Raw genomic sequence first — 22,910 nt, 5'->3', positions numbered from 1 at the left:
CTCCGCATTCGTAATGTGTGCTCACCGTCTGAGCCGCTTACACAACCGGGGGATCCGCGATGTCACCAGCCCGTATGAGACGAGCCGTCAGCGAATCCGTCTCCGGGCTGCCCCGCGCGTTCTGGTGGCTGTGGATCAGCACCCTCGTCAACCGGCTGGGCGCGTTCGTGGCCACCTTCATGGCCCTCTACCTGACCCTCGACCGCGGCTACTCGGCGTCGTACGCGGGTCTCGTCGCCTCCCTGCACGGCCTCGGCGGGGTCGTCTCCTCGCTGGGCGGCGGGGTGATGGCCGACCGGCTCGGCAGGCGGCCCACCCTGCTCATCGCCCAGACCGCCACCGCGGCCTCCGTCGCCCTGCTCGGCTTCATGACCGACCCGACGGCCATCGCCGCCGTCGCCTTCCTCGTCGGCATGGCCTCCAACGCCTCCCGGCCCGCCGTCCAGGCGATGATGGCCGACATCGTCCGTCCCGAGGACCGGGTGCGGGCCTTCTCCCTCAACTACTGGGCGCTCAACCTCGGCTTCGCCGTGTCCTCCATGGCCGCCGGGTTCATCGCCGAGTTCAGCTATCTCGCCGGGTTCCTCATCGAGGCCGGCATGACCCTGGCCTGCGCGGCCGTGGTCTTCGCGAAGCTGCCCGAGTCACGGCCCGCGCCCGCGGCCCGGCAGGAGGAGGCGGCGATCGGTCTGGGCACCGTCCTGCGGGACGGGCGGTACATGGCCGTCGTCGGACTGTCCTTCCTCGTCGCCCTGGTCTTCCAGCAGGGATCGGTCGGGCTGCCGGTGGCCATGGGCCGCGCCGGGTTCTCGCCCGCCGACTACGGCCTGGCCATCGCCGTCAACGGCATCCTGATCGTCGCCCTGCAGATCCCGGTGACCCGGTTCATCGAACACCGCGACCCGCGCACCCGGCTGGTCGCCTCCTCGGTCCTCGCGGGCTACGGCTTCGGACTGACCGCGTTCGCGGGCTCGGTCGGGGCCTTCATGCTCACCGTGTGCGTGTGGACCCTCGCCGAGATCGTCAACGCCCCGACCCAGACCAGCCTGGTCGTCCGTCTCTCCCCGGTGCACGGCCGCGGGCGCTACCAGGGCGTGTACTCCCTGTCCTGGTCCCTGGCCGCCCTCGTCGCCCCGCTGATGGCGGGCGCGGTCATCGACGGTCTCGGCGATGTGTGGCTGTGGGGCACGTGCGCGGTGGTGGGCACGGTGGCGGCGGCCGGATACGGCGTCCTCATGCGCCGCCTGCCCGCCGACCCGCCGGCCCGGACCCCGGCTCCGGCGGTGCAGGAGCGCGAGGGGAGCGGGGTGCGTACCGCTTAGCGGTGCCCTGCTGTGGCGGGGACGGCGGGGCGGCGACACCGGGCAGCGGGGCCTGCCCCGTCGCGGCGGAAACGCGCAGTTACTTCCGCCGTCCTGGGAACCCGGTATCCGCAGACCGGGGGATCAGGCAGGGATCGGACCGGTGGCTCGGACCAGTCGGTCGGACCGGCGGATCAGCTCGGTGGATCCGTTCGACGGAGACCGTGCGCGGCGGGAGTGATGAGGATGCCGCCCGAGGAGCCCGGGGCGTGGGCCGGCGGCGGGGTGCCGTCGGATGCCGAGGGGCGGCTGCGGGTCGGTGAGACGCTGGCCGCCGCCGCGCGCGGCATCGACGACCCGCTGGCGGTGCCCCACGCGCTGTGCGCCGCCTGCGTGCGGCTCCTGCCGGTCACCGGTGCCTCCGTGTCGATCTCCGGCGGCAGTGGCGTCCGCGTGACCTGGTGTGCCAGCGACCGGGTCGCCGCCCGGCTGGCGGAGTTGCAGTACACCGTCGGCGACGGTCCCTGCCAGACCGCGCTCGACCTGGGCGCCCCGGTCCTCGCGGCCGACCTCACCCGGGGCCCCGACGTGCGCCGCTGGCCGATCTTCGCGCAGGAGGCGGTGGCCCTCGGCGTCCGCGCGGTGTTCTCGTTGCCGATCGGCGTCGGCGGAGCCGCCGTCGGCACGTTCGACCTGTACAGCGACCGGGTGGGCGGGCTGACGGAGCCCGATCTGCGGGTCGCGCTGTGGGTGCGGGACGCGGTCACCTTCGCGTTGATGAACTTCCGGAGCGCCGTCCGCGGCGCCACCGGGGCGGGCGGCGACGACGCGGAGGACGAGCTGGCCTCCTGGGTGGCGGCCTCGGAGGCCGACCACACCGAGGTCCACCAGGCGGTCGGCATGGTGATGGTGCAGCTCGACCTCGACTCCGAGCAGGCCCTGGACCGGCTGCGGGCCCGCGCGTACGCCGACGGCCGCACGGTCAGCCAGGTGTCCCGGGACGTCCTCTCCCGCCGCCTGAGCTTCCACCCGGAGGCGTACGGCGGCGACCCCGCCCGGCCGTACGACGGCGGCGGGCCGTGATCCGCGGCTCACCCGGCCCGACGGGCGGCAGCCGATGAGACCGGTGGGGCCAGGGGTGTCGACGGGGCTCGGCTCCGGTCAGGCCTCCAGCGACACCGCGTGCACCTCGTCCGCGCGGTGCCCGGCGCGTTCGTGCACGCGCTGCACGGCTTCGGCCGAGGGGGCCTCGGAGAGGCAGTAGACCGTCCCGGACTCGGGGTCCGCCCAGGCGCGCTCGAAGTGCACGGACTCCTCCTGCTCGATGGCGAGGTCGGCCTGGTGCGCCTCCATCAGCTTCTCGGCCGTGATGCCCTGCATGCCGCGGTGTACGTCCATGAACTTGGCCATGGCTCCCGCACCTCCTCTCGACGCCGTTACGTCCATGCTGCGCCCGGCGGGCGGGCGGGGCATCCGGTACGGCGCGGGGCCGGTGCGAACCCTGTTCGCACCGGCCCCGTCGTCGTCGCGCGGTGTCGCTCAGCCGCACTGGCAGGGGTTGCCCGACTGGCACCCGCACCCGCATCCGGAACCGCAGCCGCACGCGCCGAACAGCGGAAGGCTTTTGATCTCGGCGGGCTGCTCGGTCTCGCGCTCCTGCGTGGGATCGGGCGTGGTGCTGGGGGATTCGGCCATGGGACCCTCCTAGACCTTGGGCAGGGATGCCCTCGCCCATTCCATGCCCGTTCGGCCGGGCGCATCAACGGCGCACGGAGGCGTTCGGACGTTCGCGAGCCCGTCCCGGCCGGCCCCTGGGGGACCTGCGCGGCCCCGCAGGACTCACGCGGCCCCCTGAGGCTCCCAAGGCTCACAGCTCACGCGGCCCCCGGAGGCCTCACGGGCCGCACGGCTCACGCGGCCCCCGGAGGGCTCACTGCGTCGCACGGCTCACACGCCGTCGGTCCCCGTCACCGGCTGGATGTCCTGCTGCAGATCGTCCGCGTGCTCGCCGGTCACCAGGTAGACCACCCGCTTGGCGACGGCCACGGCGTGGTCGGCGTACCGCTCGTAGTAGCGGCCCAGCAGGGTGACGTCCACGGCCGTCTCGATGCCGTGCTTCCAGCGGTCGTCGATCAGGTGCTGGAAGAGCGTGCGGTGCAGCAGGTCCATCTCGTCGTCGTCCTGCTCCAGCTGGAGCGCGAGGTCGACGTCCTTCGTCACGATCACCTCGGCCGCCTTCGCCATCAGGCGCTGCGCGAGCTGGCCCATCTCCAGGATCGTGGCGTGCAGGTCTTGCGGAACGGCCCGGTCCGGGAAGCGCAGCCGCGCCAGCTTCGCCACGTGCTGGGCCAGGTCGCCGGAACGCTCCAGGTCCGCGGACATGCGCAGCGACGTGACGACGATCCGCAGGTCCGTCGCCACCGGCTGCTGCCGGGCCAGCAGGGCTATCGCCCGGGCCTCCAGGTCGTGCTGGAGCTGGTCGACCTTCTGGTCGGCCTCGATCACGCTCTCGGCCAGCTTCAGATCGGCGTCCAGCATGGCGGTCGTGGCGCGCCCGATCGCCGAGCCGACCAGCCGGGCCATCTCCACCAGTCCGTCGCCGATCGAGTCCAGTTCCTCGTGGTACGCGTCCCGCATCAGGGTTCCCTCTCATAGGCGTGCTTGGTCCCCACGCTCCCACGTTCGGCCCCGCACGCGTCCGTTTCCGCCACCCCGAATGAACCAGTACTGGCTGCAAGGTGAACTCTGGGCGACGAGTGTTCGAGGTCGCACCTCGACGGCTGTGGTCATGTCGTACCCCATGCCTAACCTGGAGACATGGACGTGAACGCGGCGGTCGCCGCAGCGGCAGCGATCGCCGGGGTGCTCACCGGTGTCATCGCCATGCTGGCGTTCCGCTGGAGCGAACGCGACCAGAAGCGACCCACCAGGACTTCCTTGCACACCGATCCGGTACTCCCGCCCGGCGTCGACACCGTTCTGTCGGTGCTGCGCTCCTCCGCGGTCGTCCTCGACGAGGCCGACACCGTCGTCAAGGCCAGCTCCGCCGCCTACGCCCTCGGGCTGGTCCGCGGCGGCAAGCTCGCCGTCGAGCCGATGCTCCAGATGGCCCGGGACACCAGACGCGACGGGGAGATACGGCAGGTCGAGCTGGATCTGCCGCGGCGCGGCACCGGGCGCGGCGAGGCCCTCGCCGTCTCCGCGCGCGTGGCCCCGCTCGGCTCCCGCCTGGTCATGCTGCTGGTCGAGGACCTGACCGAGGCCCGCCGGATCGAGGCGGTACGACGCGACTTCGTGGCGAACGTCAGCCATGAGCTGAAGACGCCCGTCGGCGCGCTCTCCCTGCTCTCCGAGGCCGTCATGGACGCCTCGGACGACCCGGAGGCCGTCCAGCGCTTCGCCGGCCGGATGCAGATCGAGGCGACCCGGCTGACCAACCTGGTCCAGGAGCTGATCGACCTCTCCCGGGTGCAGAACGACGACCCGCTGGAGGACGCCGAGCCGGTCGGGGTGGACGAGCTGGTCGCCGAGGCCATCGACCGCTGCCGCCACCAGGCGGGCACGAAGCAGATCACGATAGCCGCCGGTGGCACGGCCGACCTGCACGTCTGGGGCAACCGGGGCCAGCTGGCCGCCGCCCTCGGCAACCTGGTCGAGAACGCCGTCAACTACTCCCCGGCCCGCACCCGCGTCGGCATAGCCATCCGCAGGGTCGGCGCGCCGGGCGGCGACATGATCGAGCTGGCCGTCACCGACCAGGGCATCGGCATCTCGGACAAGGACAAGGAGCGCATCTTCGAACGCTTCTACCGCGTCGACCCGGCCCGCTCCCGGGCCACCGGCGGCACCGGCCTGGGTCTCGCCATCGTCAAGCACGTGGTCGCCTCGCACGGCGGGGAGGTCACGGTCTGGAGCGCCGAAGGCCAGGGCTCCACCTTCACCCTCAGGCTGCCGGAGGCGGGCGCGGCCCGCGACCGCGCACAGCAGCATCCCGACCTCGACGACGAGGCGGGTCCCACCGACTCATCCCCGTACGAACCGCTTCCCGCCCCGGAGGTCCTTCCGTGACCCGAGTGCTCGTCGTCGAGGACGAGGAGTCCTTCTCCGACGCCCTGTCGTACATGCTCCGCAAGGAGGGCTTCGAGGTCGCCGTCGCGGCGACCGGCCCCGACGGCCTGGACGAGTTCGAGCGCAACGGCGCCGACCTGGTCCTCCTCGACCTGATGCTGCCGGGCCTGCCCGGCACCGAGGTCTGCCGCCAGCTGCGGGGCCGCTCCAACGTCCCCGTGATCATGGTGACCGCCAAGGACAGCGAGATCGACAAGGTCGTCGGTCTCGAAATAGGAGCCGATGACTACGTCACCAAGCCGTTCTCCTCGCGTGAGCTGGTCGCCCGCATCCGCGCGGTGCTGCGCCGGCGCGGCGAGCCGGAGGAGGTCACCCCGGCCGCGCTGGAGGCCGGCCCGGTCCGCATGGACGTCGACCGGCACGTGGTCACCGTCGGCGGCTCCAAGGTCGATCTCCCGCTGAAGGAGTTCGACCTCCTGGAGATGCTGCTGCGCAACGCCGGCCGCGTCCTGACCCGCATGCAGCTCATCGACCGCGTGTGGGGCGCCGACTACGTCGGCGACACCAAGACCCTCGACGTCCACGTCAAGCGCCTGCGCGCCAAGATCGAGCCGGATCCGGGCGCGCCGCGGTACCTGGTGACGGTGCGGGGACTGGGCTACAAGTTCGAGCCGTAGACCGCACAGCCCTGACACGTACGGAAACGACGGAGGGCGGCACCCCGCGCAGGGGTGCCGCCCTCCGTCGTACGGCTGTGTCGTACGGCTGTGTCGTACGGCTGTGTCGTACGGCTGTGTCGTACGGCTGTGTCGTACGGCTGTGTCGTACGGCTTTGTCGTCAGGCCGGTCAGTGGCCCGCGGCCGACTGGGAGGCCGAGTCGCTCGGGGTGACGGCCGAGTGGGAGGCGGTGGCCGACGGGCTGGTCTCGTGCCCCTTCTCCGGCTTGCCGCTGCTGGAGGCGCTGCTGGAGGCGCTGCCGGAGGCGGTGGCACCCGGGGCGCCGCCGGCGGCGGCCGAGGCGGACGGGACCTGGGACGGGCCCCACTTGTCGAAGTAGCTGGTGGCCGGGACCACGAAGGCGTTCAGGCTCACCTTGCCGGTCTTGCTGAAGGTGAACGTGAGCTTCTGGGCGTTGCCGTCCTTGACCGCCTCACGGCCGCTGGACAGCGTCGCGGCGGCGTTGTCCTTGCCGCCGACGACCAGCGAACCGCCCGCGGGGACGGTCAGGCTCTGGCCCTTGGCGGGCTTCAGCTCGGCGGACGTGCCGCTGCCCTCCACGGTGATCGACTGGAGGGTCTGGTCGCTGCGGCCGGAGTTGAACAGGGTCGCGGAGATCACCGCGGGTCCCGTCGACTCCAGGTCCGGCTGGGTGATGACCAGGGCATTCTGGATCTTGATGGCGCCGACGCTGGTCGCGGCGTTGTCCGGCTTGATCTCCAGGGTCTGCGAGTTGTTGCCGGCGCCACAGGCGGCGAGCGAGGCGATCGAGAAGACGATGGCGGAGGCGGCGAGGGCGCCGCGTCGAAGGCTGCTGCTCACGGCGGCGGCAACTCCTTGAACGCGCGGGCGGCTCCCCTTATAAAGCCGCCCTAAGTGTCTGTCAGCGGCCTCAGGTTACCGAGCCGTTCCGACGCGACCGCACCCGACCCTCCCCCAAGCGCCGGGCTTCCGTCCGCGTGGGGGTACCTCACCAGGCACAAGTGACTCCTCAGTCACATTGCGGAGGCGTCCGTCCGCCATTCACATAACGCGGCGGCGACCGCCTCTCGGCGCCTCTCAAGACCCCTCGCAAATTTTCCGTGAAGGAATGCGCGGCCACCCCCGATATTGATCACGAGGCTCCCCTCCGGCGGCGGTTGATCAATTTTGGATTCGTCTCACATCCGCCTCCGGCCACCGAACGGAGTAGCGGAAGTCGCACCCCTGAGGGCGGACAAATCGTGACATTCATCCCCTTGGAGCGCTCTCCCGAGGTGTGTAACGTAGGCGTTTCACCCCGCCCGCAGAGCCCCTCCGACCTGCGAATACCCACTTTCGGAAGCGGCCCGCAGCACGTCCGGGTTGCTGTTGTCAAGCCCCGAGATATGCCCTGACCTGCGAAAACGCCATTCAGAAGACGCCGTATCCGTGTTACCCTGGATAGCCACGGAAGGGGTACCTGTCACATGACGTTCAAGGTTGGCGACACCGTGGTCTATCCCCATCACGGGGCCGCGCTGATCGAGGCTATCGAAACTCGCCAGATCAAAGGCGTGGACAAGACCTACTTGGTGCTGAAGGTCGCCCAGGGTGACCTGACGGTACGTGTGCCAGCGGACAATGCGGAGTTCGTCGGCGTGCGTGATGTGGTCGGTCAGGACGGACTCGACCGGGTCTTCGAGGTGCTGCGCGCGCCGTACGCCGAGGAGCCCACGAACTGGTCCCGTCGCTACAAGGCAAACCTGGAGAAGCTCGCCTCCGGCGATGTCATCAAGGTCGCGGAAGTCGTGCGTGACCTGTGGCGTCGCGAGCGCGAGCGCGGACTGTCCGCCGGTGAGAAGCGCATGCTCGCCAAGGCCCGCCAGATCCTGGTGAGCGAGCTGGCTCTCGCGGAAAACACGAACGAGGACAAGGCCGAGGCCCTGCTCGACGAGGTGCTCGCCTCCTGACGCGCAGCGGCGGCGAACCCTCGCCTCCGCCACGCCCAGCACACCGAAATGCCGCGGTGCCCGATGACACTCCCTGTCGCCGGGCGCTGCGGCATGTTCGTCCCCGCAGTGGGTGCTCTCCGGGGAACCGATCCTTCGTACAGCAGGGATCCCGCTGCACAGCCCCCCGATACTTGACGTGCCGGGCCCGGGCGGATGGCTCGACCAGGGTCACGGAAAGGGTCCGGTCAAGGCGTCGCGCCCGGCACTCCTCAGGCCATACCCACGTAGGTCGAGCACACAAACCTGACAGGAACCGATGTCTGACGAATCACGCCCCACGCCCGCGCAGACCTCCGTCGCCGCCGTGATTCCCGCCGCCGGCCGGGGTGTGCGGCTCGGTCCGGGCGCCCCCAAGGCACTCCGCGCGCTGAACGGCACGCCCATGCTCATCCACGCGGTCCGCGCCCTCGCCGCGTCCCGCCACGTCTCCCTGGTGATCGTCGTCGCCCCGCCGGACGGCGCCGCCGAGGTCAAGTCCCTGCTCGACGCGCACGCGCTGCCCGAGCGGACGGACTTCCTCGTCGTGCCCGGCGGGGAGTCCCGCCAGGAGTCGGTCCGGCTCGGCCTCGAAGCCCTGCCGCCGCAGTACGGGATCGTGCTGGTCCACGACGCCGCCCGGCCACTCGTCCCGGTCGACACGGTCGACACGGTCGTCGAGGCCGTACGCGACGGCGCCCCCGCCGTGGTGCCCGCGCTGCCGCTGGCCGACACGGTCAAGGAGGTGGCGCCCGCAGCCGAGCCCGACGCGCCCGAGCCGGTCGTCGCCACCCCCGAGCGGTCCCGGCTGCGTGCCGTGCAGACACCGCAGGGCTTCGACCGGGCCACCCTCGTCCGCGCCCACGAGAGCGTCACCGACAACGTCACCGACGACGCGAGCATGGTGGAGCAGCTGGGGCTGCCCGTCGTGGCCGTCCCCGGCCACGAGGAGGCCTTCAAGGTCACCCGCCCCCTGGACCTGGTCCTCGCCGAGGCGGTCCTCGCCCGCAGGAGGCTCAACGATGGCTTCTGAGACCGGGTTCCCGCTGCCGCAGGTCGGCATCGGCACCGACATCCACGCCTTCGAGGAGGGCCGCGAGCTGTGGTGCGCCGGCCTGAAGTGGGAGGGCGAGGGCCCCGGACTCGCCGGCCACTCCGACGCCGACGTCGTCGCCCACGCGGCCTGCAACGCCCTGTTCTCCGCCGCCGGACTCGGTGACCTGGGACAGCACTTCGGCACCGGCCGCCCCGAGTGGTCGGGGGCCTCCGGGACCACCCTCCTCACCGAGGCCGCCCGGATCGTCCGCGCGGCGGGCTTCACCGTCGGCAACATCGCCGTCCAGGTGATCGGGCCCCGCCCGAAGATCGGCAAACGCCGCGACGAGGCCCAGAAGACCCTCTCCGAAGCGGCCGGCGCACCCGTCTCCGTCTCCGGCGCCACCACCGACGGCCTCGGCTTCCCGGGCCGCGAGGAGGGGCTGATGGCGGTGGCGACGGCACTCGTGGTGCGGGTGAGCTGAGCGCGTGCGAGGGTACCCTCACGACCGCCAGTGATCGCCGGAACCGGAGGGTACCCATGTCCGCCGCACTGTCCGACAGCCTGAAATCCCTGCTCGACGGCAAGGTGTTCATCGTCGTCGGCACCGTCCAGCCCGACGGCAGTCCGCAGATGTCCCCGGTCTGGGTCAAGCGCGACGGCGACCACCTCCTCTTCTCCACCACGGCCGACCGCCGGAAGGAGAAGAACCTGCGGCGCGACCCGCGGGTGACGGTCGTCGTCATGGACCCGGAGAACCCGTACGCCTACGCCGAGATCCGCGGCACCGCCGAGATGACCACGGAGGGCGGCCCGGAACTCATCGACGAACTGAGCCGGAAGTACACGGGCAAGGACTACGCGGACTTCAACCCGGCCGCGAAGGACGACGCCCAGCGGGTCGTCGTGCGGATCACGCCGCGGAAGGTCGTCGGCCGCGTCTGAGACCCCGGCAGCGCGGGGGAAGGGCGTGAGGCACTGGCTCACGCCCACTACTCTGGAGTGGTGACGATTCGCCTGTACGACACCAGCGCCCGGCAGATCCGTGACTTCACCCCGGTCAAGCCGGGCTGTGTCTCGATCTACCTGTGCGGCGCCACCGTCCAGGCGGCACCGCACATCGGCCACATCCGGTCGTACCTCAACTTCGACATCATGCGCCGCTGGTTCGAGTACCGCGGCTACGAGGTGACGTTCATCCGCAACGTCACCGACATCGACGACAAGATCATCAACAAGAGCCACGAGCAGAACCGGCCGTGGTGGTCGATCGGGTACGAGAACGAACGCGCCTTCAACGAGGGTTACGACGCCCTCGGCTGCCTGCGGCCGACGTACGAGCCGCGCGCCACCGGCCATGTCACCGAGATGGTCGAGATGATGCAGGGCCTGATCGAGCGCGGGCACGCCTACGAGGCCGACGGCAACGTCTACTTCGACGTGCGCTCCTTCCCCGGCTACCTCCGGCTGTCGCGGCAGGAGCTGGACAACCTCCAGCAGCCCTCGGGCGCCGGTGAGACCGGCAAGCGGGACCCGCGCGACTTCGCCATGTGGAAGTCCGCCAAGCCCGGCGAGCCGGCCTGGCCGACCCCGTGGGGCCCCGGCCGTCCCGGCTGGCACCTGGAGTGCTCGGCGATGGCCCACAAGTACCTGGGCACCGTCTTCGACATCCACGGCGGCGGCCTGGACCTGATCTTCCCGCACCACGAGAACGAGATCGCCCAGGCCAAGGCCTACGGCGACGACTTCGCCCGGTACTGGGTGCACAACGCCTGGGTCACCATGGCCGGCGACAAGATGTCCAAGTCGCTCGGCAACAGCGTCCTGGTCAGCGAGATGGTCAAGCAGTGGCGCCCGGTCGTGCTGCGCTACTACCTGGGCACCCCGCACTACCGCTCGATGATCGAGTACAGCGAGGAGGCGCTGCGCGAGGCCGCGTCCGCGTACGCCCGGATCGAGGGCTTCGTCCAGCGGGTCACCGAGCTGGCCGGGAAGACCGTCGAGCCGGCCGACGAGGTCCCGCCCGCCTTCGCCGAGGCGATGGACGACGACCTGGGCGTCCCCCAGGCCCTCGCCGTCGTGCACACCACCGTCCGCCAGGGCAACAGCGCACTGGCCGCCGACGACAAGGAAGCCGCCGTCGCCCGCCTCGCCGAGGTCCGCGCCATGCTCGGCGTCCTCGGCCTCGACCCGCTCGACCCGCACTGGGCCGGCGACTCCGGCGACCGGAGCGAGGACCTCGACGGCGTGGTCGACAGCCTCGTCCGCCTCGTCCTCGACCAGCGCGAGTCCGCCCGCGCCCGCAAGGACTGGGCCACCGCCGACGCCATCCGCGACCAGCTGAAGGAGTCCGGGCTGGTCATCGAGGACAGCCCGCAGGGCCCGCGCTGGAGCCTCGGCACCCGCTGAGCACCGGCCCTTGATCGATTGTGCCGCCCGGCCCTCCGGGCGGCACACTGCATAAGACGCACACGACGCAACGACGCACACGACGTACGTACGACACGCTTTTTCGAGAGAGCAGAGACGGGTAACTCATGGCCGCGAACAACCGCCGCATGTCCGGGAAGAAGGGCGCGCAGGTCGGCAGCGGCGGCAAACGGCGCCGGGGCCTGGAGGGCAAGGGCCCGACCCCGCCCGCCGAGATGCGCAAGGGCCACGCCAAGCAGCGCGCCGCCGCGGCCAAGACCCGCCGCGCCCAGGGCCGCACGCAGCAGCGCCGGGGCGCCGGCAGGTCGACGTCCGAGCTGGTCGTCGGCCGCAACCCGGTCGTCGAGGCACTGCGCGAGGGCGTCCCCGCCTCCACCCTCTACGTCCAGCAGTTCATCGACAACGACGAGCGCGTCCGCGAGGCCCTCCAGCTCGCCGCCGAGCGCGGCGGCATCAACCTCATGGAGGCCCCGCGCCCCGAGCTGGACCGCATGACGAACGGCCTCAACCACCAGGGTCTCGTCCTCCAGGTCCCGCCGTACGAGTACGCGCACCCCGAGGACCTGCTCGACGCCGCCGCCGAAGAGGGCGAGGACCCGCTGGTCGTCGCCCTGGACGGAGTCACCGACCCGCGCAACCTCGGCGCCGTCGTCCGCTCCGTCTCCGCGTTCGGCGGCCACGGCGTGGTCGTGCCCGAGCGCCGCTCGGCCGGCATGACCGCCGGCGCCTGGAAGACCTCCGCCGGTGCGGCCGCCCGCACCCCGGTCGCCCGCGCCACCAACCTCACCCGGACCCTGGAGGCCTACAAGAAGGCCGGCCTCACGGTGGTCGGTCTCGCGGCGGACGGCGAGGTCGAACTGGGCGACCTGGAGGCCCTGGGAGGTCCGGTCGTCATCGTCGTCGGCAGCGAGGGCAAGGGCCTGTCCCGCCTCGTCGGAGAAACCTGCGACTACCGCGTGCGCATCCCGATGCCGGGCGGCGCCGAGTCCCTCAACGCCGGTGTAGCGGCCGGCATCGTGCTCTACGAGGCCTCGCGCCGACGGAACTGAACCACGGTTCGGACCAGGCCGCACAACGGGTCTGGCCGGGCTGAACACGGTTCCGGACGGGCTGAACACCCGTCCGGAACCTCACCCGTGCGGGCGTATTCGGGCACCCATGAGGCGTTCGAGACGGCTTTGACGGGGTCCGGACACATCCGCCCGGTCAAAGCAGTGTCCTAACGCCACATCACTCGGTTAGATGAGTGTGGACACCAGAACACCCCGCACACCCACGGGGGACCGCTCGTCGGGATACGACGACGCTCCCGCGCTGAGCATGGTGAAGGTGCCGAGCGATCCGGCGCAGGTCATCGTCAATCACGCCAGCTTCCGCGTGCAGCTGGGCGCGGCGGCCCAGCGCACCCAATCCCCGCGGATCGCCCGGCACCTGAGCGCCACCCAGGACACCGCCCGGATGCCCGTCGCGGGCACGGCGGGCCGGGCCGGCGCCACCGGCCGCCGCCGCCCCGTCGTGTGGAGCGGCAAGTCCGCCCCCGACGACACCGGCGCCCACCGGCTCCTCCAGGCCGTGCGGGGCAGCAGCGTCCGCCACGCCGACGAGCCCGAGGCCGGCGCCACCCAGGTCATCCCGCGCGTCCAGACGGGCTACGCCGACACCTACGACGCCCTCGACCAGACCGTTGAGACCCCCGTCGTCGGCCACCAGCGCACCGCCCCGGACGCCGACGGCACCCGTCTCCTGCCGCACATGCGCACGGTCACCGGCGCCTACGACGACCCACCCCACGCCGACCCCGGCCACGACCCGTACGCCCTCTACGACGGCCACGACGGCCACGACGGCCACGACGGCCACGACGGTTACGACGACCCGGCCGGCCCCGACCCCGACCACGCGGGCCGCGCCCGGCGCCAGGGCGACGACCCCGCCCGGCACGCCTACTACCCCGGCCGCCGGCTCAACCTCGGCGTCGTCCTCCTCCCCCTGCGCATCTTCCTCGGCTTCATCTCCCTCTACGCCGGCATGGGCAAGCTGTGCGACCCCGTCTACTTCGACGGCGGCAAACGCGGCTCCATGGTCAAGTGGCTCAACACCCTGCACCCCTGGGACGTGGCCGAACCCCTGCGCCAGTTCGCCCTCCAGCACCCGGTCGGCTCCGGCCTGGTCATCGCCTTCCTCCAGGTCGTCGTCGGCGTCCTGACCATCCTCGGCTGCTGGCAGCGCGTCACCGCCGTCATCGGTGCCCTGCTCTCCGCCGCCCTGATCGTCACGGTCAGCTGGAAGACCGTCCCCGCCTACGACGCCCCCGACATCATCTACCTCGCCGCCTGGTCCCCGCTGATCATCGCCGGCGCCCCCGTCTACTCCGTCGACGGCCGTCTCGCCGGCAGCGCCTGGCGCCGACTCGGCCCCCGCGCCGACATCTGGGACCTGCGCCGCTACGTCCTGCGCCGCGGCGCCCTGATCACCGCCGTCACGGTCGGCCTCACCCTCCTCGTCGGCTCCCTGCTCGGCGGCGCGGTCCGCGACTCCAGCCGCGTGGTCGTCCCCGGCCCCGGCGAGGCCCCCCGCAACCAGCTCCCCGGCTCCCCGCTCCCGCAGGAACCCGGCACACGGCACCGCACCACCCCGTCGGCCTCCACCTCCCCGACGGACGGCGCCACGGCCGGCGCGAGCCCCTCCGGCGCGGCGACCACCCCGGGCACGAGCCGCAGCACCACCGGCGCCACCGTCACGACCCCCACCCAGACCCAGGGCACCACGGGCCAGGCCCCGCCCCGCCAGACCTCTCCCACGGGCGGCGCCCCCAGCACCACGGCGGGCCCGACCACCACGGGCGGCGGCACCAGCACGGGCGGCTCCACCACGGGCGGCGGCACGTCCTCCGGCGGCAGCAGCACCTCCACGGGCCAACCGGGCCTGGTGGGCGGCCTACTGGGCTGACGGAACGAGCGAGCGGACGGAAGGGCCCCGTACCCAGGGAGGTACGGGGCCCTTCCGAGCGTGAGGCGAGCGGACCGGCCGAGGGGGTGCGGGAACCGTCGGCCGGCGGGGGACGCGGGGAGCCGTCAGCGACCGAGCGCCGCGAGCTCCTTCGCCGCCTCGGTCAGGTCCTTCGCCGTGTCGATGGCCCGCCAGTAAGCACCCTGCGGAATGGGGAACCCGGCCAGCTTCTTCTCCCGGGCCAGCCGCGGGAACGTCGTCCGCTCATGGTCGCCCCGCTCGGGCAGCAGAGAAGCGAACTCCGGCGAGAACACGTAGACACCGGCATTGATCTCGAACGTCGACGGCGGCGCCTCGATGAAGTCGGTGATGTGCCCGAACCCGTCGGTCCTCACCGCACCCCACGGAATCCGCGGACGAGCCAGCGCCAAGGTGGCCAGCGCATCCCGCTCCGTGTGGAAGTCGGCCATGTCCCGCAGCGAGAACCGCGTCCAGATGTCCCCGTTCGTGGCGTACCAGGGCCGGTCGGGATGGGGCAGACGCGCCGCGGCGTACCGCAGGCCACCCCCGCGGCCCAGGGGCTCGGTCTCCACGACCGTCGTGACGGAGACGGGAAGGTCGGCCGAGTCCAGCCACTTCTGGAGGACGTCGGCGAGGTGGCCGCAGGAGACCACCACGTCCGTCACGCCCTCCTCGGCGAGCCAGGTCAGCTGGTGGCCGATGATCGGAGTACCCGTACCCGGGATCTCGACCATCGGCTTCGGCCGGTCATCGGTGTACGGACGCAGCCGTGAGCCCTGGCCACCGGCCAGGACCACGGCTTGAGTGGGGCGCGACGCGGCGTTCGGATGGGTCATGACCGCACTGTACGTGGCGCCCCACCACGGCGGGTCGGCGGCAACGCCCTTCTTGAGGAGCCGTTACCGACTTCCCACCGGCACCTCAGCTGTGCGCGGCCAGAACCCCCGAGGCGAAGGCCGTGTCGCACACCGGGCGGGCGTACGACTGGGCACGCGAGGCGCCGTAGATCTGCACCGCGGCCCGGCCCAGGGCGCGGGCGATGGACGAGCAGTGCCGGGCCAGCCGGGGACGGCCGTTGACCGCCTGCTGGAGGTGGGTGAGGACCACCCCCGGGTCCCTGCTCTGCAGCTCGGTCATCAGCCGGTCACGGAGCACGTCCTGCGGAGCACGGGAGACCCTCCTCGCGGGGGGTTCCGCCGCGGCGACGTCGGAGGCGGCCAGCACCGAGCTGGACGGACTGCCCGTCCAGTTGACCCGGGTGACCGCGAGGGTCCCGGAGAGCACCAGGACGACGGGCAGGACGAGGGCGAGAGTGCGGCCGATCCGGCGGGCAGGGCCGCCCCGGTGGCCGCGTCGCGTCTGTGGGGTGGTGGAGTGCTTCACGCGTGTGAGGGTAGCGCCCAGTGATGATTTGGCGACATTCGGTCACTCTTATGGGGGATGAGAAGGTGCTGATTTCCGGGTAACGGGTTGACGAAGCGCCCGCCCGCAAGATCCAACGACGAGATCCGGTGACGAGAAACTACGACGCGACGCGGCGGCACGCACAGCGGCACCAAACGGCAGGGGCCCCGCACGCCGAACGCGCGGGGCCCCTGCCGATGCCGGCGACCGTCGTCAGTCCGACAGCCGCTCACCGGTGGACGTGGAGAACACGTGGATCTCGCCCGGCCGCGGCACGACGTGCAGCGTGGAGCCCTTCTCCGGCACCTGCCGGCCGTTCACCCGGACGACGAGGTCCTTGACCTCGCCGCCGACCTCGGCCGTGCCGTACACGTACCCGTCCGCGCCCAGCTCCTCGACGACGTTCACGGAGACCGCCAGACCGGCCGGCGCGTCCGCGGCGTCCTTGGACAGCGAAGCCGCCACCGTGCCGTTGTGCTCCACCACGTCGAAGTGCTCCGGACGCACACCCACCGTCACCGTACGGTCGCCCCGGTCGGCGGCCGCCGACAGCGCCTCCCGGCTGACCGGCACCACGCTGTTGCCGAACTTCACACCGCCGTCCGTGATCGGCACCTCGACCAGGTTCATGGCCGGCGAGCCGATGAAACCGGCGACGAAGAGGTTCGCCGGCTTGTCGTACATGTTCCGCGGCGAGTCGACCTGCTGCAGCAGACCGTCCTTGAGCACCGCCACCCGGTCGCCCATGGTCATGGCCTCGACCTGGTCGTGCGTGACGTAGACCGTCGTGATGCCGAGACGACGCTGGAGGGACGCGATCTGCGTACGCGTCGACACACGGAGCTTGGCGTCCAGGTTGGACAGCGGCTCGTCCATGAGGAAGACCTGCGGCTCACGCACGATCGCCCGGCCCATCGCCACACGCTGGCGCTGACCACCGGACAGCGCCTTCGGCTTGCGGTCCAGGTACTCGGTCAGGTCGAGGATCTTCGCGGCCTCCTCGACCTTCTGCCGGATCTCCGCCTTCGGCACACCGGCGATCTTGAGCGCGAAGCCCATGTTGTCGGCGACCGTCATGTGCGGATACAGGGCGTAGTTCTGGAACACCATGGCGATGTCCCGGTCCTTCGGCGGCAGGTGCGTGACGTCGCGGTCACCGATGCGGATGGCACCGCCGTTGACGTCCTCCAGCCCCGCGAGCATCCGCAGCGAGGTGGACTTGCCGCAACCGGACGGGCCGACCAGGACGAGGAACTCGCCGTCCTCGATCGCGATGTCGAGCTGGTCGACGGCGGGCTTGTCGGAACCCGGGTAGATCCGGGTCGCCTTGTCGAACGTGACTGTGGCCATGGTGAATGGGCCCCCTTCTACCGGCAGGAACGTGCCGGACGATCCGTTGTAGGAAGGTGGTTGGCGTAGTCCACCGGAGTGAACTGGATCAGGACGGTACCTGGCGTTCACCGGCTCTGTCAGTACCCGGGCCCTGGTGAACTTCGCGGAAATTCCCGGAACACCGACCCGGCACCCTCACTGCCGACCCGCGATCCGGTCCGCCACCCTCGCCAGCCGGGAGGACTCCGTCCCCGGACGGAGGCGCTCGCGCTGGTCGGCGGTGCGATACGTGGCGTACATGCCCTGCACGCCGAGCCAGCGGAAAGGTTCCGGCTCCCACTTGCGGACCTTGTGGTTCACCCAGGGCAGATCCGTCAGCTCCGTCCGGCCGCCCTGTCCGGAATCCCGCAGCACCAGATCGCGCAGGGTACGGGCGGCCAGGTTGGCGGTGGCGACACCCGAACCGACGTAACCGCCGGCCCAGCCCAGCCCCGTGGAACGGTCCAGCGTCACCGTGGCGCACCAGTCACGCGGCACACCGAGCACACCCGACCAGGCGTGCTGGATCCCGACCCCCGCCAGGGACGGGAAGAAGCGGGTGAGGATCTCCCGCAGGGCCTCGACCGTCGCCGGCTGCGTCCGGCCGTCGTTGTCGGTACGCGAACCAAAGCGGTACGGCACCCCCCGCCCGCCCAGCGCGATCCGGCCGTCCGCCGTGCGCTGCGCGTACATGTACGCGTGCGCCATGTCCCCCAGGGTCTCCCGGCCCGCCCAGCCGATCCCCGCCCACTGCTCCTCGGACAACGGCTCCGTCGCGATCATCGAGGAGTTCATCGGCAGCCACGTCCGCCGCTGACCCTTCAGAGACGCCGTGAAACCCTCCGTGCAACGCAGGACGTAAGGCGCACGGACCGTGCCGTAGGGGGTGACCGCGTGCTGGGGACGGATCTCCGTCACCGGCGTCGACTCGTGGATCGTCACCCCGAGCCCCTCCACGACCGCGGCGAGCCCCTTCACCAACTTCACCGGGTGCAGCCGGGCCCCGTGCGGGGTCCAGGCCGAACCGACCGCGTCCGCCACCCGGATCCGCTCCGCCGTCTCCCGCGCACCGTACAGCTCCCGGTCCTTCTCCCCGTACGACACCTCGTGCTCGTGGAACGCCCTCAGCCGCGCCAGCTGCGCCGGGGTCGTCGCCACCTCCAGCACACCACCCCTGTGCACGTCCGCGTCGACACCCTCCGCCCCGGCGACCGCGATCACCTCCGCCACGGTGTCGTTCATCGCCCGCTGCAACCGGACGGCCGCCTCACGACCGTGCAGCTTCGCGTACCGGTCCCGGCCCGCGATCCCGTTGTACAGCCAGCCCCCGTTGCGGCCCGAGGCGCCGTACCCGCAGAACTTCTGCTCCAGCACCGTGATACGGAGAAACGGCGCCGCCTTCTTCAAGTAGTACGCCGTCCACAGCCCCGTATAGCTGCCCCCCACGATCACCACATCGGCCGACGCGTCCCCCGACAGCGGCTCCCGCGCCGGCGGAAGACCGTCGTCCGCGTACCAGAAGGAGATCCCACCGTTCACGACACCGCTCACCGGGCTGCTCATGGCCGGGACGTTAACCCCTGAACCCGGCCAGTGTCTCCTTCGGATTCCATGCTCTTCCCCGCCCCCTGACCAGCGGATAGCAGGCCAGACCGATCAGCACGGCCAGGAAGTGACCGACATCGGTGAACGTCGGCCCCGCGGCCAACGGCAGCCCGAACACGGCCAGCACCCCCAGGAGGTACGCGTACCGCCACGGCACCGCGATCCCGTACCCCACCACCGCGATCACCCCGGCCAGCGCGTAACTCACCCCGATGTCCAGCGTGAACACCGCCGTCCGCGGAGCCACACCCCGGCTGATCGCCTCCAGCAGCACCCCCTCACTGACCAGCGACGCCAGCACATGCGCCAACGCGCACACCGCCAGCCAGCGCACCGTCCCCAGCCACCGCTCCGCCGGCGCGTGGAACACCGTGTACAGCACCGCGTACGGCACCCAGTGACCGCTCTCGATCCACATCGCGCTCGCCACCAGCGCCCGCACCGGATTCCGCGACAACTCGTGCAGGTTCGTCGACCGCCGCCGCAGGAAATGCTCCTCGAACTCCGGCGGCATGTGGTGCAACGCCACCGTCGTGACGAACAGGACCACCAACCACACATAGGTGCCGGGAGCACTGCGGACATACGCCCACACCCCGTTCAGGCCCCGGGAAATTCGCATGAGCCGATTCACGCACGCCACTATCGTCCGACTCGTGATCGACATTCCCGGCGAGCCGGCCCAGGCCCAGGAGACGTACAACGGCGCGGCGGGACGCGCCTTCATCGCCGCCCTCCCGGACCTCGCGGCCGACTTCCTCGATCGCTGGCGGCTCACGCTCGACGGACCCTCCATGAACGGCGTCAGCGCCCTCGTCCTCCCCGTCGTCCGCACCGACGGCCTCCGCGCCGTCCTCAAGCTCCAGCTGCCGGACGAGGAAAGCGAAGGCGAACCGGCCGCCCTGCGGACATGGAACGGTGACGGCGCCGTACGACTCCTCGACCACGACCCGGCCACCGGCACCATGCTCCTGGAACGCCTGGACGAATCCCGGATGCTCGCCCACCTCACCGACACCCGCGAAGCAGTCCTCGTCATCGCCCGGCTCCTGGCCCACCTGACGACCTTCCCCGCCCCGCCCGGCCTGCGCCGCCTCGGCGACCTCACCGAAGCCATGCTCGAACGGACCCCCCGGGCCCTGCGGCGCATCCCCGACCCCGAAGCGCGCCGGACCGTCGCCGACTGCGCCGCCGCCGTCCGCGAGGTCGCCAGCGAACCCGGCGACCGTCTCCTCCACTGGGACCTGCACGACGAGAACGTCCTCGCCGCCGACCGCGCCGACTGGCTCGCCATCGACCCCAAGCCGCCGGCCGGCGACCCCGGATTCGAACTGTGGCCGGCCCTGGACAACCGCTACGACCCGGCCGAGGTCCGCTGGCGCTTCGACGCCATGACCGACGTCCTCGGCCTCGACCGCGACCGGGCCCGCGCCTGGACCCTCGGCCGGCTGCTCCAGAACGCCCTGTGGGATGTGGGGGACGGCCGCCCGATCGAGCCGCGGCAGCTTGAGATCGCTCACCTGCTGACCGCCGGATGACACGAGAAAGCCCAGGCGGGAGCCGGCCCCGCCTGGGCTGGTGGAGCCCCCTGTCGGATTCGAACCGACGACCTACGCATTACAAGTGCGTTGCTCTGGCCGGACTGAGCTAAGGAGGCATCGCGCACTGCGATGCCATGCGCGGAAGCGGGTCCACTGTACACAGAGGCCGTCTCTCCAGGCCATGAAGTTCCGCACTCCACACGCCCTCGTACCCGCGTCGGCGGCGCTGGGGTCAGGGGGTGAGCGCTGTCAGGGTTCCAGGACGACCTTGCCGACGGTTCGGCGCTGTTCCAGGGCCCGGTGGGCGGTGGCCGCTTCGGCGAGGGGGTAGCGGGTGAGGGCCGGGTGGAGGCGGCCTTGGGCGGCCTCGGTGAGGGCGCGCTGCTCCAGCGCGCGCAGGCCGCCGGCTTTCCGGAGCATGGCCGGGCCGAGGACGGACCGGGAGAGGCCTTCGACGTGGTAGCCCTGGCCCTGGGCGATGCCTTCGGCCGACCAGCCGAAGACGAGGTGGTGGCCGTCGGGGCCGAGCAGGGCCACGGCTTCTCGGGCGGTGGTTCCGCCGACGCCGTCGTAGACGATGGTGGCGGGCCGGTCGCCGAGGTGGGCGCGGATCTTGGCGGGCCAGTCGGGGGTGGTGTAGTCGATGGCGAGGTCGGCGCCGTTCGCGTGGACGCGGGCGGTCTTCTCCGGGCCGCCGGCGAGGCCGATCACGTGTGCTCCGGCGTTCTTGGCGTACTGCACGAGCAGGGTGCCGACGCCGCCGGCGGCGGCCGGGACGATCACGATGTCGTCCGGTCCGGGTTCGGCGAACTGGACGATGCCGAGGGTGGTGCGGCCGGTGCCGATCATGGCGACGGCCGCGGCGGGGTCGAGGTTGTCGGGGACGTGGTGGAGGCGTTCGGCGTCGGTGACGGCGCGTTCGGCGTAGCCGCCGGGGGCGACGCCGAGGTGGGCGACGACCCGCTTGCCGAGCCACCGCGGGTCGACGCCGTCGCCGAGGGCGTCCACGGTTCCGGCGACCTCCCGGCCGGGGATGGTCGGCAGGGTGGGGAGTTCGGGGAGGGGGCCCCGGTGTCCTTCCCTCAGGGTCGCGTCGAGCAGGTGGACTCCGGCGGCGGTGACCGTGATGCGTACCTGGCCGGGGCCCGGGGCCGGGTCCGGGACCTCTTCGTAGGTGAGGTTGTCGGCGGGGCCGAAGGCGTGGAGGCGGATGGCGTACATGGGTTCCCCCCGGGAGACGGTGGTGCCGGTGCGGAGTGGTTCCCGGCGGCCTCAGCCTCCGACCTCAAGCGTGCTTGAGGTCAAGGGCGGGTCGGCCGAGGATGAGGGAGACCGCCGTGACCGCGCTGTTGAAGGAGACCTCCGAGAGCACGCCGGGGGCCGCGACCTGGTCGCCGGCGAGGTAGATCCCGTCGCCGCGGTCCAGGGCGGGCCGGTCCCGCCAGGTGCGGCCGGGCAGGTCCACGGCGCCGGTCCGGCCGTCGGAGACGGCTTCGCGTCGCCAGGTGATCCGCTCCCGCCAGCCTCGGAAGCCCAGGTCGAGGAGGTGTTCGGCGCGCGTGACGGCGTCGGCGCGGGTGTCGCGGGGGCCGATGGGGAACTGGCCTTGGAGGAGTTGCTCGCCGGCCGGAGCGAGGGAGGGGTCCTGGGCGGTGAAGCGTTCGATCCAGCCGGGGGTGTCGAGGTCGGAGACGGCGAAGGCGTCGCCGCGCCGGGTGTGCAGGGCGAGGTCGAGGAGGACGGTGCGGCCGCTGGGCCAGGTCAGGGTGTCGTCGCGGAGGAGCCGTGCGGCGGCGGGCAGGGTGGTGGCGACGACGACCGGGGTGTTCTCGGGGAGTTCGTCGACGCGGGCGCCCGTTTCGATGCCTACGCCGAGGTGTGCGGCGTGGGTGGCCATGCGGTGGATGACGGTGCCCCAGCCGCCGCGCGGGTAGTGGGCTTCCGGGGGCAGGGTGGTGGCCCGGCGCAGGCGTTCCTGGACGAAGGCGGCGGAGAGGCTGCCGGGGTCGTGGTGGAAGAGGGCGACGGCGGCGTAGTGGGCGGCGGCTCGTGCGCCTTCCTCGCCGGCGATCGTGGTGGCCCATTGGTGGAAGTCGGTGTCGACGGGGGCGGTGGCGGTGCGGTGGCGGAGGAGCTTGAGCAGGGGGAGGGGTGGGGTGCGGCGCAGGACGCCGCGGTGGTGGAGGCGTAGGCGGGTGGCTTCCAGGGGTGGCAGGGGGGCGAGGGGGCCGATCAGGTCGCGTTGGCCGAGCCAGGTCCAGTGGGGGCCGCCGGCGTAGAGGGCGTGGGGGCCTTCGTTGGTGCGGTAGGGGCCGGTCGCGGTGCGGGCGCGTCCGCCGAGGGTGTGGTGGGCCTCGTAGAGGGTGACCTTGGCGCCGGCCTCGGCGGCGGTGATCGCGGCGGTGAGTCCGGCGAAGCCGCCGCCGATGACGGTGATGTGGTGCATGGGGCCTCCTGGGTCGGTTCACGTCGGTTCACCTGCTCGGGGGTACGACGGTGGGGCGGTGCGGGATGTGA

23 protein-coding genes and 1 tRNA gene are annotated in these 22,910 nt (G+C 71.7%); 12 read left to right on the top strand and 12 right to left on the bottom strand.

From position 1 onward, the window contains the following. Window positions 1-59: 59 nt before the first annotated feature. On the top strand, window positions 60-1,322 hold the full coding sequence (locus tag ACZ7N4_RS29000) for an MDR family MFS transporter (RefSeq protein WP_471363519.1): 1,263 nt from the start codon (window positions 60-62) through the stop codon (window positions 1,320-1,322). Window positions 1,323-1,541: 219 nt separating this feature from the next. Next, complete coding sequence (locus tag ACZ7N4_RS28995; protein WP_471363516.1) at window positions 1,542-2,384, top strand: GAF and ANTAR domain-containing protein; 843 nt, start codon at window positions 1,542-1,544, stop codon at window positions 2,382-2,384. 78 nt (window positions 2,385-2,462) lie between these two features. Here ACZ7N4_RS28995 and ACZ7N4_RS28990 read toward each other — a convergent pair whose 3' ends face one another. From ACZ7N4_RS28990 to phoU, 3 genes are all read right to left on the bottom strand, one after another. Further along, entirely contained in the window at window positions 2,463-2,711 is a 249-nt protein-coding gene (locus ACZ7N4_RS28990; RefSeq protein ID WP_471363512.1) for an SCO4226 family nickel-binding protein, read from the bottom strand. 129 nt (window positions 2,712-2,840) lie between these two features. Further along, a complete protein-coding gene (locus ACZ7N4_RS28985; RefSeq protein WP_389587144.1) occupies window positions 2,841-2,996 on the bottom strand; it encodes a hypothetical protein in 156 nt (51 codons plus the stop codon). A gap of 252 nt (window positions 2,997-3,248) precedes the next feature. After that, window positions 3,249-3,938, bottom strand: a complete 690-nt coding sequence (gene phoU / locus ACZ7N4_RS28980; protein WP_471363507.1) for a phosphate signaling complex protein PhoU — start codon at window positions 3,936-3,938, stop codon at window positions 3,249-3,251. A 180-nt stretch (window positions 3,939-4,118) separates the two neighbouring features. On the opposite strand from phoU, the gene phoR reads away from it, so the two are divergent. Continuing rightward, window positions 4,119-5,369: a two-component system sensor histidine kinase PhoR gene (gene phoR, locus ACZ7N4_RS28975; RefSeq protein ID WP_471363504.1), complete on the top strand. Its 1,251-nt coding sequence runs from the start codon at window positions 4,119-4,121 to the stop codon at window positions 5,367-5,369. Then, entirely contained in the window at window positions 5,366-6,046 is a 681-nt protein-coding gene (phoP, locus tag ACZ7N4_RS28970; RefSeq protein ID WP_014673455.1) for a two-component system response regulator PhoP, read from the top strand. Before phoR ends, phoP begins: the two co-directional genes overlap by 4 nt. Before the next feature lie 170 nt (window positions 6,047-6,216). On the opposite strand, the gene ACZ7N4_RS28965 is transcribed toward phoP, so the two are convergent. Further along, complete coding sequence (locus ACZ7N4_RS28965; protein WP_471363500.1) at window positions 6,217-6,909, bottom strand: copper chaperone PCu(A)C domain-containing protein; 693 nt, start codon at window positions 6,907-6,909, stop codon at window positions 6,217-6,219. Window positions 6,910-7,535: 626 nt separating this feature from the next. Here ACZ7N4_RS28965 and ACZ7N4_RS28960 point away from each other — a divergent pair. From ACZ7N4_RS28960 to ACZ7N4_RS28930, 7 genes are all read left to right on the top strand, one after another. Further along, window positions 7,536-8,018 (top strand): CarD family transcriptional regulator, encoded by a 483-nt coding sequence (locus ACZ7N4_RS28960; RefSeq protein WP_003953493.1) that lies wholly within the window; start codon window positions 7,536-7,538, stop codon window positions 8,016-8,018. Window positions 8,019-8,316: 298 nt separating this feature from the next. Further along, on the top strand, window positions 8,317-9,069 hold the full coding sequence (ispD, locus tag ACZ7N4_RS28955) for a 2-C-methyl-D-erythritol 4-phosphate cytidylyltransferase (RefSeq protein WP_471363498.1): 753 nt from the start codon (window positions 8,317-8,319) through the stop codon (window positions 9,067-9,069). After that, window positions 9,059-9,556, top strand: a complete 498-nt coding sequence (gene ispF / locus ACZ7N4_RS28950) for a 2-C-methyl-D-erythritol 2,4-cyclodiphosphate synthase (protein WP_471363494.1) — start codon at window positions 9,059-9,061, stop codon at window positions 9,554-9,556. The genes ispD and ispF overlap by 11 nt, the downstream gene beginning before the upstream one ends. 56 nt (window positions 9,557-9,612) lie before the next feature. Beyond that, window positions 9,613-10,017, top strand: a complete 405-nt coding sequence (locus ACZ7N4_RS28945; protein WP_471363491.1) for a PPOX class F420-dependent oxidoreductase — start codon at window positions 9,613-9,615, stop codon at window positions 10,015-10,017. 60 nt (window positions 10,018-10,077) lie between these two features. Beyond that, entirely contained in the window at window positions 10,078-11,481 is a 1,404-nt protein-coding gene (gene cysS / locus ACZ7N4_RS28940) for a cysteine--tRNA ligase (protein WP_471363486.1), read from the top strand. A 128-nt stretch (window positions 11,482-11,609) separates the two neighbouring features. Then, window positions 11,610-12,551 carry a 23S rRNA (guanosine(2251)-2'-O)-methyltransferase RlmB gene (gene rlmB / locus ACZ7N4_RS28935; RefSeq protein WP_471363481.1) on the top strand — a complete coding sequence of 314 codons (942 nt, stop codon included), beginning with the start codon at window positions 11,610-11,612 and terminating at the stop codon, window positions 12,549-12,551. A 193-nt stretch (window positions 12,552-12,744) separates the two neighbouring features. Then, complete coding sequence (locus tag ACZ7N4_RS28930) at window positions 12,745-14,451, top strand: DoxX family protein (RefSeq protein ID WP_471363478.1); 1,707 nt, start codon at window positions 12,745-12,747, stop codon at window positions 14,449-14,451. Between the two features lie 125 nt (window positions 14,452-14,576). Here the strand turns inward: ACZ7N4_RS28930 and ACZ7N4_RS28925 are convergent, their stop codons facing one another. The 5 genes from ACZ7N4_RS28925 to ACZ7N4_RS28905 all read right to left on the bottom strand — a co-directional run bounded on the left by ACZ7N4_RS28925 (window position 14,577) and on the right by ACZ7N4_RS28905 (window position 19,474). Then, window positions 14,577-15,308: a nucleotidyltransferase family protein gene (locus ACZ7N4_RS28925; protein ID WP_471363477.1), complete on the bottom strand. Its 732-nt coding sequence runs from the start codon at window positions 15,306-15,308 to the stop codon at window positions 14,577-14,579. Between the two features lie 85 nt (window positions 15,309-15,393). Continuing rightward, the gene (locus tag ACZ7N4_RS28920; RefSeq protein ID WP_471363474.1) at window positions 15,394-15,855 is read right to left on the bottom strand and encodes a hypothetical protein; all 462 of its coding nucleotides are present in this window, start codon (window positions 15,853-15,855) and stop codon (window positions 15,394-15,396) included. A gap of 234 nt (window positions 15,856-16,089) precedes the next feature. Further along, the gene (locus ACZ7N4_RS28915; protein WP_471363471.1) at window positions 16,090-17,226 is read right to left on the bottom strand and encodes an ABC transporter ATP-binding protein; all 1,137 of its coding nucleotides are present in this window, start codon (window positions 17,224-17,226) and stop codon (window positions 16,090-16,092) included. Between the two features lie 177 nt (window positions 17,227-17,403). Beyond that, window positions 17,404-18,810: an NAD(P)/FAD-dependent oxidoreductase gene (locus tag ACZ7N4_RS28910; RefSeq protein WP_471363467.1), complete on the bottom strand. Its 1,407-nt coding sequence runs from the start codon at window positions 18,808-18,810 to the stop codon at window positions 17,404-17,406. 10 nt (window positions 18,811-18,820) lie between these two features. Further along, on the bottom strand, window positions 18,821-19,474 hold the full coding sequence (locus tag ACZ7N4_RS28905; protein ID WP_471363464.1) for a rhomboid-like protein: 654 nt from the start codon (window positions 19,472-19,474) through the stop codon (window positions 18,821-18,823). Between ACZ7N4_RS28905 and ACZ7N4_RS28900 the strand changes: the two genes are divergently transcribed. Next, window positions 19,473-20,390: an aminoglycoside phosphotransferase family protein gene (locus ACZ7N4_RS28900; protein WP_471363461.1), complete on the top strand. Its 918-nt coding sequence runs from the start codon at window positions 19,473-19,475 to the stop codon at window positions 20,388-20,390. The genes ACZ7N4_RS28905 and ACZ7N4_RS28900 overlap by 2 nt on opposite strands. 41 nt (window positions 20,391-20,431) lie before the next feature. Here the strand turns inward: ACZ7N4_RS28900 and ACZ7N4_RS28895 are convergent. The 3 genes from ACZ7N4_RS28895 to ACZ7N4_RS28885 form a co-directional block, all read right to left on the bottom strand. Beyond that, window positions 20,432-20,509 (bottom strand) — tRNA-Thr (locus ACZ7N4_RS28895). A gap of 133 nt (window positions 20,510-20,642) precedes the next feature. Further along, window positions 20,643-21,614 (bottom strand): zinc-binding dehydrogenase, encoded by a 972-nt coding sequence (locus tag ACZ7N4_RS28890; protein WP_471363458.1) that lies wholly within the window; start codon window positions 21,612-21,614, stop codon window positions 20,643-20,645. 64 nt (window positions 21,615-21,678) lie between these two features. Next, window positions 21,679-22,839 carry an FAD-dependent oxidoreductase gene (locus tag ACZ7N4_RS28885; protein ID WP_471363454.1) on the bottom strand — a complete coding sequence of 387 codons (1,161 nt, stop codon included), beginning with the start codon at window positions 22,837-22,839 and terminating at the stop codon, window positions 21,679-21,681. Window positions 22,840-22,910 lie beyond the last annotated feature (71 nt).

This window comes from Streptomyces sp. NPDC107654 (assembly GCF_055639035.1).
The sequence above is the reverse complement of the archived record's forward strand: the minus strand, read 5'-3'. Positions and strand labels throughout refer to the sequence as shown.

What these genes read in the sequence shown, in the direction of transcription:
- ACZ7N4_RS29000 (WP_471363519.1), top strand. Translation starts at nt 60, where the DNA reads ATGTCACCAGCCCGTATGAGACGAGCCGTCAGCGAATCCGTCTCCGGG.
- ACZ7N4_RS28995 (WP_471363516.1), top strand. Translation starts at nt 1,542, where the DNA reads ATGAGGATGCCGCCCGAGGAGCCCGGGGCGTGGGCCGGCGGCGGGGTG.
- ACZ7N4_RS28990 (WP_471363512.1), bottom strand. Translation starts at nt 2,711, where the DNA reads ATGGCCAAGTTCATGGACGTACACCGCGGCATGCAGGGCATCACGGCC.
- ACZ7N4_RS28985 (WP_389587144.1), bottom strand. Translation starts at nt 2,996, where the DNA reads ATGGCCGAATCCCCCAGCACCACGCCCGATCCCACGCAGGAGCGCGAG.
- phoU (WP_471363507.1), bottom strand. Translation starts at nt 3,938, where the DNA reads ATGCGGGACGCGTACCACGAGGAACTGGACTCGATCGGCGACGGACTG.
- phoR (WP_471363504.1), top strand. Translation starts at nt 4,119, where the DNA reads ATGGACGTGAACGCGGCGGTCGCCGCAGCGGCAGCGATCGCCGGGGTG.
- ACZ7N4_RS28960 (WP_003953493.1), top strand. Translation starts at nt 7,536, where the DNA reads ATGACGTTCAAGGTTGGCGACACCGTGGTCTATCCCCATCACGGGGCC.
- ispD (WP_471363498.1), top strand. Translation starts at nt 8,317, where the DNA reads ATGTCTGACGAATCACGCCCCACGCCCGCGCAGACCTCCGTCGCCGCC.
- ispF (WP_471363494.1), top strand. Translation starts at nt 9,059, where the DNA reads ATGGCTTCTGAGACCGGGTTCCCGCTGCCGCAGGTCGGCATCGGCACC.
- ACZ7N4_RS28945 (WP_471363491.1), top strand. Translation starts at nt 9,613, where the DNA reads ATGTCCGCCGCACTGTCCGACAGCCTGAAATCCCTGCTCGACGGCAAG.
- rlmB (WP_471363481.1), top strand. Translation starts at nt 11,610, where the DNA reads ATGGCCGCGAACAACCGCCGCATGTCCGGGAAGAAGGGCGCGCAGGTC.
- ACZ7N4_RS28930 (WP_471363478.1), top strand. Translation starts at nt 12,745, where the DNA reads ATGAGTGTGGACACCAGAACACCCCGCACACCCACGGGGGACCGCTCG.
- ACZ7N4_RS28925 (WP_471363477.1), bottom strand. Translation starts at nt 15,308, where the DNA reads ATGACCCATCCGAACGCCGCGTCGCGCCCCACTCAAGCCGTGGTCCTG.
- ACZ7N4_RS28915 (WP_471363471.1), bottom strand. Translation starts at nt 17,226, where the DNA reads ATGGCCACAGTCACGTTCGACAAGGCGACCCGGATCTACCCGGGTTCC.
- ACZ7N4_RS28910 (WP_471363467.1), bottom strand. Translation starts at nt 18,810, where the DNA reads ATGAGCAGCCCGGTGAGCGGTGTCGTGAACGGTGGGATCTCCTTCTGG.
- ACZ7N4_RS28900 (WP_471363461.1), top strand. Translation starts at nt 19,473, where the DNA reads ATGAGCCGATTCACGCACGCCACTATCGTCCGACTCGTGATCGACATT.
- ACZ7N4_RS28905 (WP_471363464.1), bottom strand. Translation starts at nt 19,474, where the DNA reads ATGCGAATTTCCCGGGGCCTGAACGGGGTGTGGGCGTATGTCCGCAGT.
- ACZ7N4_RS28890 (WP_471363458.1), bottom strand. Translation starts at nt 21,614, where the DNA reads ATGTACGCCATCCGCCTCCACGCCTTCGGCCCCGCCGACAACCTCACC.
- ACZ7N4_RS28885 (WP_471363454.1), bottom strand. Translation starts at nt 22,839, where the DNA reads ATGCACCACATCACCGTCATCGGCGGCGGCTTCGCCGGACTCACCGCC.